Here is a 6,767-nt window from a genome sequence, read left to right as displayed (position 1 = left end):
AGCGCCGCGCCGCCGCGGGCATCGCCGTCCATCCGGGTCAGCACGATGCCGGTGATGCCGATGCGGCTGTCGAAGGCACGCGCCGTGGCGACCGCGTCCTGGCCGGTGAGGGCGTCCGCGACGAGCAGGACCTCGTGCGCCTCGGTCGCCCGCTTGACCTCGGCCGCCTCGCTCATCAGCGCTTCATCGACCGTGACTCGTCCGGCCGTGTCCAGCATCACGACGTCGAAGCCGCCGAGCCGGCCGGCTTCCATGGCCCGGCGGGCGATCTGGACGGCGGATTGTCCGGCGACGATCGGCAGCGTGTCGACCGAGACCTGCTTGCCCAGGATCGCGAGCTGCTCCATCGCGGCGGGCCGCCGCGTGTCGAGCGAAGCCATCAGCACGCGCCGCTTGCCCCGGTCGGAGAGGCGTTTCGCGATCTTGGCCGTGGTGGTCGTCTTGCCCGAGCCCTGAAGGCCGACCATCAGGATCGCGACCGGCGGGGCCGCGTTCAGATCAATGGTCGCGCCGTCCGAACCCAGCATCTCGACGAGCTGGTCATGGACGATCTTCACGACCATCTGGCCGGGCGTGACCGACTTCACGACCTCGGCCCCGACCGCTCTCGCCCGCACCTTGTCGGTGAAGGACCGCACGACTTCGAGTGCGACGTCGGCCTCGAGCAGCGCGCGCCGCACCTCGCGCATGGCGGCGTTGACGTCGTCCTCGGACAGCGCGCCTCGGCGCGTCAGGCCGTCGAGGATCGACGAGAGCTTCTCGGACAGGCCCTCGAACATGCTATTCGGCCCTGCCGCCCATCGATGAATCGAGACGCCGGTCGGCGAGCGCCGCCTCGAAATGGGCGACGGCCCCGGCGAACTTGTCGCGGCAGCCAGGATTGCAGAACCCGACCACGGCCCCGGCATAGTGGGTGAGCGAATCCGCCGCGATCGGCTTTCCCGACCACGGGCAGGTCGCGTTCACGGCATCCTCGATCCGCAACGGTTCGGCCACGTCCATCTCCATCCCCGGTACGGGGCGCTCAACGCGAACGACGCCCGAGGGCGCATCGCGCTGTCGGGCGTTGACCTCCGGTCTGGCTAAACCAGGCCGGTCGGCGGCACTCGGGCTCGCTCGTGTCGAAGAGGGGAGCGCTTACCCGGCCGGGGGTTGCGAGTCAACGAACGGGTCGGTTCGACGTCGAGCGCTGAATGCGGAACCGCGCCCGAACGATCAGGCCTCCGGGCCTACCTTCGGCCGTGCGACCTCGGGATGACCGGTCTCCGCGGCGGCCTGTTCCCAGGCGTTGTTCGGCTTCGCGACCGCGCCGGGTTTCCGGCCACGGGCCGTAGCCACGACGTAGGCGACCACGAGGAGGGCGAGCCCGCCCCCGAGACCGATGAACCAGATATAGCTTCCTGCGTCGCCCATGTGCGTCTCCCGAACGTTGGCCCTGGCAGTCTCAACATCGCGCGAGAGCCTCCGTTCCGGCCGTCCCCCGCCTTGACGGGCGCGGGCTTCCCGTCATGGTGCCGTCATGGATCGGCGAAGCCTGGGACGTATCGCGAGCGCCGCCGCCGTCCTGACCATGGGAGGCGTCGGCTACGCCGCGGCTGTCCGCAGGCGAAACCCGTATTACGACGGGCCGGTCTCCGATCATTTCGACGGCATCCGGTTCTTCCGCCCGGGCATCGCCACGGATCGGGGGCCGCTCGAGCTTCTGCGCTGGCAGATGGGCGGCGGTCGCGCCGCGTGGCCGTCGAGCTATCCGAGCGCCTTCGCGGACCGCCCGCCCGAGCGCGTCGCCGGGCTTCGGGCGGTCCTCGTCGGCCACGCCACGATGCTCCTGCAATTGGCCGGACTGAACATCCTGGTCGACCCGGTCTGGTCGGAACGGGCGAGCCCCGTTCGCCTCGCCGGGCCGCGCCGGGCGAACCCGCCGGGAATCGCCTTCGCCGACCTGCCGCCGATCGATGCCGTTCTGGTCACGCACAACCACTACGACCATCTCGACACGGCGACGATCTCCCGGCTTTGGGAACGCTCGCAGCCGCGGGTCGTCGCGCCGCTCGGCAACGACGCCATCATCAACGGCCACGACGACGAAGTCCGGGTCGAGACGCTGGATTGGGGCCAGTCGCTCGATCTCGGGTCGGGGGTCACGGTCCATCTCGAACCCGCGAACCACTGGTCCGCGCGCGGCATCAACGATCGCCGGATGGCGCTCTGGGGCGCCTATGCCGTGACCTCGCCGGTCGGGACCGTCTATCTCGCCGGCGATACCGGCTACGGCGACGGCGACACCTTCCGGGCCGTGCGCGAGCGCTTCGGTGCGCCGAAGCTCGCCGTCCTGCCGATCGGCGCCTACGAGCCGCGCTGGTTCATGGGCGGCCAGCACATGAACCCGGCCGACGCCGTGCTGGCCTTCCGCGACCTCGCGGCCGAGAATGCCGTCGGCGTTCATTGGGGCACGTTCCAGCTCACGAACGAGGCCATCGACGCACCCGTGCAGGACCTCGCCGTCGCCCTCGGGGAAGCCGGGATTGCGCCTGCCCGGTTCAGGGCGCTGCGGCCCGGCGAGGTCTGGACGCCCGGCGAGACAGCCGCCGGCTGAGCCGAACGCGACGTCAGGCGCCGGCCTTGCCGCCCTTCGTATCGGGCTTCCGGAAGGCGACGTTCTCTCCGAAACAGAGCGGGCGCCGCGAAGAGCGCCGAATCTCCTCCGGGTCCAGCCATACGGCGCCCTCGCCGGCCCACCAGGGATCGGGATTCGCGTCGACCCAGCCGTTCGGCGGCAGGAGGGTCGAGCCTCGGGTCGTGACGTCCCAGATGTGGTAATGGTGCGGGACGACGAGCCGGGCGCCGAGTCGCTCGGCGACGCGGTCGACCTGTTCGTAGCTGAGCACGTGCTGCGACCCGTCGATCGGCAGGAGCGCGACGTCGATGTCGCCGATCCGCTCCCAGACGGAATCGGGCGGGTCCGGCCGGTTGTCGCCCCAATGCAGGATGCGCAGGCCGCCGGTCTCGACCAAGATCAGCGAATTGTCGAAGGAGCGGGCGTTGTTCGGCGGCCTCGTCTCCATGTCGGTGAGGCGCCGCGTCATCTCGGCCCAGTCATAGGCGTTGTGGGTGGAGTCCGAGACGTGCTTGTCCGCGATCCCGGTGATGCGGACATCGGCGAAGGCGTAGGTGCCGGCGAGCCGGTCGAGCACAGTGTTCGCGCTCACCGCATGCAGGCCGTCATGGTCGAAATGGGCGTGGGTCGAGAGCGCGACGTCGACCTCGATGGCTGGGAAATCGTAGAGATACCAGTCCCAGCTGCCCCAGGGCGGGTTGCGCCAGGGGTCGATGAGGATCGTGAGCCCGGCCGGGGTCGTGATCCGGAAACACGACCCGCCGAAATAGGCGAGCTCGACCTGGCCCTCGCCCTTGCTGCCGACGTTCCGCTCCTGAAAGCCGATCATCCGGTTGTTGTTCTCGCGCTGCTTCCAGGCCCAGGAGCCCTCGTCGATCCGGTCCTTCACGGCCGCCTCCTGCATGTCGTCACGCCACGGCCGAGACGGCCAGATAGATCAGCACGCCCGCCCCCAGGCAGCGTCGCCAGGTATTCACGCCCCGCAGCACCTCGTCGCCCGCCCAGACGAGGAGGCCCCCGACCTTGACGATGTGGACGAGCGTTGCGGCGACGCCGGCTGGCTGGACCAGCCACTCGACCGCCGCTGCGGCCACGAAGACCCACAAGGGCGCGTTCGGAAACTGCCCGATGACGATGCGGCCGGTCCGCGAATCACGGAAAAACCAGTCGAGGAGCCGGACCATGGGGCCGTCAGGCTCGATGCAGCGACCCGGCGATGTGCCTCACCAGGCTCAATCGTCGTCCGGGCAAGGCCAGGTCTTCGGCGGCTTCAGGCCCGGGGGCAGCTTGGTATCCTTCGTCCCGCAGGCGAGATCGAGCTGCTCCTGCTTCAGGCCGGTGACCTTCGTCAGGTCGGCGCCGTCGAACTCGGTCAGGAACAGATAGGCGCCCGCCAATTTCGCGTCGGCCAGGTCGACATTGTCGAATTTGGCCCGGGCAAGGTTCGAGAAGCCGAAATCCACGCTTTTCAGCTTCGCCTTGCTGAAATTCACCCGCGACAGCTCGGCCTTCGAGATATCCGCGCCCGTGAGGTCGGCGCCGCTGAAATCCGAGCGGTTGAGCTCGGATTTCGTCAGGCTCACCTCCGACATCCTGGCGTCCGTGAAGGTGGCCCGGCTCATCTGCGCCGTGGGGAGCTGCGCTTTCACGAGGGTCGCGTTGCGGAAGCTCGTCTGCCAGCCGACGACCTTGGTCAGGTCGGCGCCCGTGAGGTCGGAATCGTCGAACCGGGCGAAGGTGACGTCGGCTTCACGCAGCGTCGCGCCGACGAATTTCGTTTTCCGGAAATCGGTCGAGGTCAGCATCGCCTTCGTCATCACGGCGCCGCTGAGGTCGTTGCCGGAGAGGAGAAGCTGCCGCTTCGAGCAGCCGGTCCAGTCGACCTTCGGGCCGATCGCGTCGCCGCAGGCGGCCCCGGCCGGCCCTGCGACGGAGAGGGCGACGACAGCAGCCGCCAGTCCGTACCACGCATGGTGACGCCTCTGAGCGCTCGCCCGGTCTCTGAATCGAAACATGGGATCCTCATGACGACGAAGATGCCCGCACCCTATGATCCCGGCCGGCCGGGCCGCAACCGCTCGGAAGCCGCACCCGACCGCGCCGTCGCCGCTCCCATCACGGCTCGACCGTGTCGAACCCCATTGCCTGCGCGGCCGCGAGAAGCCGCTGGTCGTAGCTGGCGAGCGTCGTCCGGACACCACGCACTCGAAGATGGTCCATCGTCGCCAAATGCAGACCGTCGAGGGTCCGGACGGCATTCGGGAAGGGCCGAAGTGCGCGGACAAGGGTGTCCCCGGTCATCTCATGGAAGCCGATGCGCTTCAGAATAGCACGCGCTTTTCCGTGTCGGAAAGCGACGGCTTCATAGGCGTGGAGGCGGTTCCAAACTTCAAATTGCAGGAGCCGGCTCGACGTCATCGGCTGCAGCCAGAACGTGGTCGGAGGCCGACGTTCTTGGCGAAGTATGTCAGCGAGCGCGACCGAACTGTCGAGATAGATCAACGATCCTCCCGATCCGCGGCGATATCTACCATCAACTGATCCCACGTCACAGTTGTCTCACCATTCGATGCTGGCTCGTCGATCGGCAGGGGTTCGGTGTGCGGTGTCTCTGGCGGCGTGTACCACCCCTCGCGGACGCCCCGGTCCAGGATCGCGTCGACGGACATGTCCTCGCGGCCCCGTGGCGGCACCAGTTCGGCCACGACTCGATCGCGGTCGGTGACCAGCACGATCTCGCCTGCCGCAGCCGCGCGCACATACTCACTGAGCCGGTTCTTCAGGGCCTTGATGCCGACGCTGCGCATGGGCATAAAGTAGCCACCAGGGGCCACCTCGTCAATGACATCGTTGTCCCGCGAGGGCTAAGCGAAATACTCCTGCAGCGCCCGCACTTCGAGCTCGCCGGCGCCGTAGGCCCGGATGCCCTCCGCCGCCGCGACCGCGCCCGCGAGCGTCGTGTAATACGGCACCTTCGACAGCAAAGCCGCACGGCGGAGCGAGCGGGAATCGGAGAGCGCGCCCGCCCCTTCCGTCGTGTTGAAGACGAGCTGGATATCGCCGTTTTTGATGGCGTCGACGACGTGCGGCCGGCCCTCTAGCACCTTGTTTATCCGGCTGGCCTCGATCCCGTTCTCGCGCAGATGGCGCTGCGTGCCGCGGGTCGCGACGATGCGGAAACCGAGGTCGCGGAGCGTCGCCATCGCGGGCAGGATGCGCTCCTTGTCGCCGTCCCGCACCGAGACGAAGACCGTGCCGCCGCGCGGCACCGCGGTGCCGCCGCCGAGCTGGGACTTGGCGAAGGCGGTGCCGAAATCGCGGTCGAGCCCGATCACCTCGCCGGTCGAGCGCATCTCCGGCCCGAGCAGTACGTCGACGCCCGGGAAGCGGGCGAAGGGGAAGACGGCTTCCTTGACGCCGATATGGGCGAGCTCCTTCTTCACGAGGCCGAAGGAGGCCAGCGTCTCGCCCGCCATGATCCGGGCCGCGATCTTGGCGATCGGCTCGCCGATGACTTTTGCCACGAAAGGCACGGTGCGGGAGGCGCGCGGATTCACCTCGAGGACGTAGATGTCGCCGTCCTTGATCGCGTATTGCACGTTAATCAGGCCGCCGACCTCGAGCGCCAGCGCGAGCGCCCGGGTCTGGCTCTCGAGCTTCGCGACGATCTCGGGCGAGAGCGAGCGCGGCGGGAGCGAGCAGGCCGAGTCGCCGGAATGGATCCCGGCCTCTTCGATATGCTCCATGATGCCGGCGACGAAGACGTCCGTCCGGTCGCAGAGCGCGTCGACATCGACCTCGATCGCGTCCGACAGGTAGCGGTCGAACAGGAGCGGATTGGCGCCCAGCACCGTGTTGATCTGGCCCGTCTTGTCGTTCGGGTAGCGCGACTTCACGTCGGACGGGATCAGCGACGGCAGGGTGCCCAGGAGGTAATCGGCAAAGCTCTCCTCGTCCCGGATGATCGCCATGGCGCGGCCGCCGAGCACGTAGGAGGGCCGCACGACGAAGGGGAGGCCGAGGTCGCCCGCCACGAGCCGCGCCTGCTCGACCGAATAGGCGATACCGTTCTTCGGCTGTTTCAGCCCGAGCCGGTCGAGGAGGCGCTTGAAGCGGTCGCGATCCTCGGCGAGGTCGATCGCGTCCGGCG

Annotated in this window: 9 protein-coding genes and 1 pseudogene; 1 reads left to right on the top strand and 9 read right to left on the bottom strand. The window is 68.4% G+C overall.

Translation table 11 applies throughout. From position 1 onward, the window contains the following. The 3 genes from ACFE87_RS24445 to ACFE87_RS24435 all read right to left on the bottom strand — a co-directional run. A partial coding sequence (locus tag ACFE87_RS24445) for a signal recognition particle receptor subunit alpha (protein WP_375462266.1) occupies positions 1–779 on the bottom strand: 779 nt, incomplete at its 3' end. Between the two features lies 1 nt (position 780). Continuing rightward, positions 781–996, bottom strand: a complete 216-nt coding sequence (locus tag ACFE87_RS24440; RefSeq protein WP_375462265.1) for a glutathione S-transferase — start codon at positions 994–996, stop codon at positions 781–783. Positions 997–1,215: 219 nt separating this feature from the next. Next, positions 1,216–1,413 (bottom strand): hypothetical protein, encoded by a 198-nt coding sequence (locus ACFE87_RS24435; protein WP_375462264.1) that lies wholly within the window; start codon positions 1,411–1,413, stop codon positions 1,216–1,218. Between the two features lie 106 nt (positions 1,414–1,519). Here ACFE87_RS24435 and ACFE87_RS24430 point away from each other — a divergent pair, with 106 nt between their 5' ends. After that, positions 1,520–2,596, top strand: a complete 1,077-nt coding sequence (locus tag ACFE87_RS24430) for an MBL fold metallo-hydrolase (RefSeq protein ID WP_375462263.1) — start codon at positions 1,520–1,522, stop codon at positions 2,594–2,596. 13 nt (positions 2,597–2,609) lie between these two features. On the opposite strand, the gene ACFE87_RS24425 is transcribed toward ACFE87_RS24430, so the two are convergent. The 6 genes and pseudogenes from ACFE87_RS24425 to ACFE87_RS24400 form a co-directional block, all read right to left on the bottom strand. Beyond that, entirely contained in the window at positions 2,610–3,521 is a 912-nt protein-coding gene (locus ACFE87_RS24425) for an MBL fold metallo-hydrolase (protein ID WP_375462262.1), read from the bottom strand. 4 nt (positions 3,522–3,525) lie between these two features. After that, entirely contained in the window at positions 3,526–3,801 is a 276-nt protein-coding gene (locus ACFE87_RS24420) for a hypothetical protein (RefSeq protein ID WP_375462261.1), read from the bottom strand. Positions 3,802–3,849: 48 nt separating this feature from the next. Beyond that, entirely contained in the window at positions 3,850–4,632 is a 783-nt protein-coding gene (locus tag ACFE87_RS24415) for a pentapeptide repeat-containing protein (RefSeq protein ID WP_375462260.1), read from the bottom strand. Positions 4,633–4,732: 100 nt separating this feature from the next. Further along, on the bottom strand, positions 4,733–4,918 hold the full coding sequence (locus ACFE87_RS24410) for a hypothetical protein (protein ID WP_375462259.1): 186 nt from the start codon (positions 4,916–4,918) through the stop codon (positions 4,733–4,735). 197 nt (positions 4,919–5,115) lie between these two features. Next, the gene (locus tag ACFE87_RS24405; protein WP_375462258.1) at positions 5,116–5,424 is read right to left on the bottom strand and encodes a type II toxin-antitoxin system Phd/YefM family antitoxin; all 309 of its coding nucleotides are present in this window, start codon (positions 5,422–5,424) and stop codon (positions 5,116–5,118) included. A 57-nt stretch (positions 5,425–5,481) separates the two neighbouring features. Further along, a pseudogene (locus ACFE87_RS24400) lies at positions 5,482–6,767 on the bottom strand (carbamoyl phosphate synthase large subunit); the annotation flags it as partial.

The sequence above is a fragment of the uncultured Enterovirga sp. genome (assembly GCF_964242715.1).
Lineage (GTDB): Bacteria > Pseudomonadota > Alphaproteobacteria > Rhizobiales > Beijerinckiaceae > Enterovirga.
Note: the sequence above shows the minus strand (reverse complement) of the source record. Positions and strands in the feature narration are given on the sequence as shown.

What these genes read in the sequence shown, in the direction of transcription:
- ACFE87_RS24430 (WP_375462263.1), top strand. Translation starts at nt 1,520, where the DNA reads ATGGATCGGCGAAGCCTGGGACGTATCGCGAGCGCCGCCGCCGTCCTG.
- ACFE87_RS24410 (WP_375462259.1), bottom strand. Translation starts at nt 4,918, where the DNA reads ATGACCGGGGACACCCTTGTCCGCGCACTTCGGCCCTTCCCGAATGCC.
- ACFE87_RS24405 (WP_375462258.1), bottom strand. Translation starts at nt 5,424, where the DNA reads ATGCGCAGCGTCGGCATCAAGGCCCTGAAGAACCGGCTCAGTGAGTAT.
- ACFE87_RS24420 (WP_375462261.1), bottom strand. Translation starts at nt 3,801, where the DNA reads ATGGTCCGGCTCCTCGACTGGTTTTTCCGTGATTCGCGGACCGGCCGC.
- ACFE87_RS24425 (WP_375462262.1), bottom strand. Translation starts at nt 3,521, where the DNA reads ATGCAGGAGGCGGCCGTGAAGGACCGGATCGACGAGGGCTCCTGGGCC.
- ACFE87_RS24415 (WP_375462260.1), bottom strand. Translation starts at nt 4,632, where the DNA reads ATGTTTCGATTCAGAGACCGGGCGAGCGCTCAGAGGCGTCACCATGCG.
- ACFE87_RS24435 (WP_375462264.1), bottom strand. Translation starts at nt 1,413, where the DNA reads ATGGGCGACGCAGGAAGCTATATCTGGTTCATCGGTCTCGGGGGCGGG.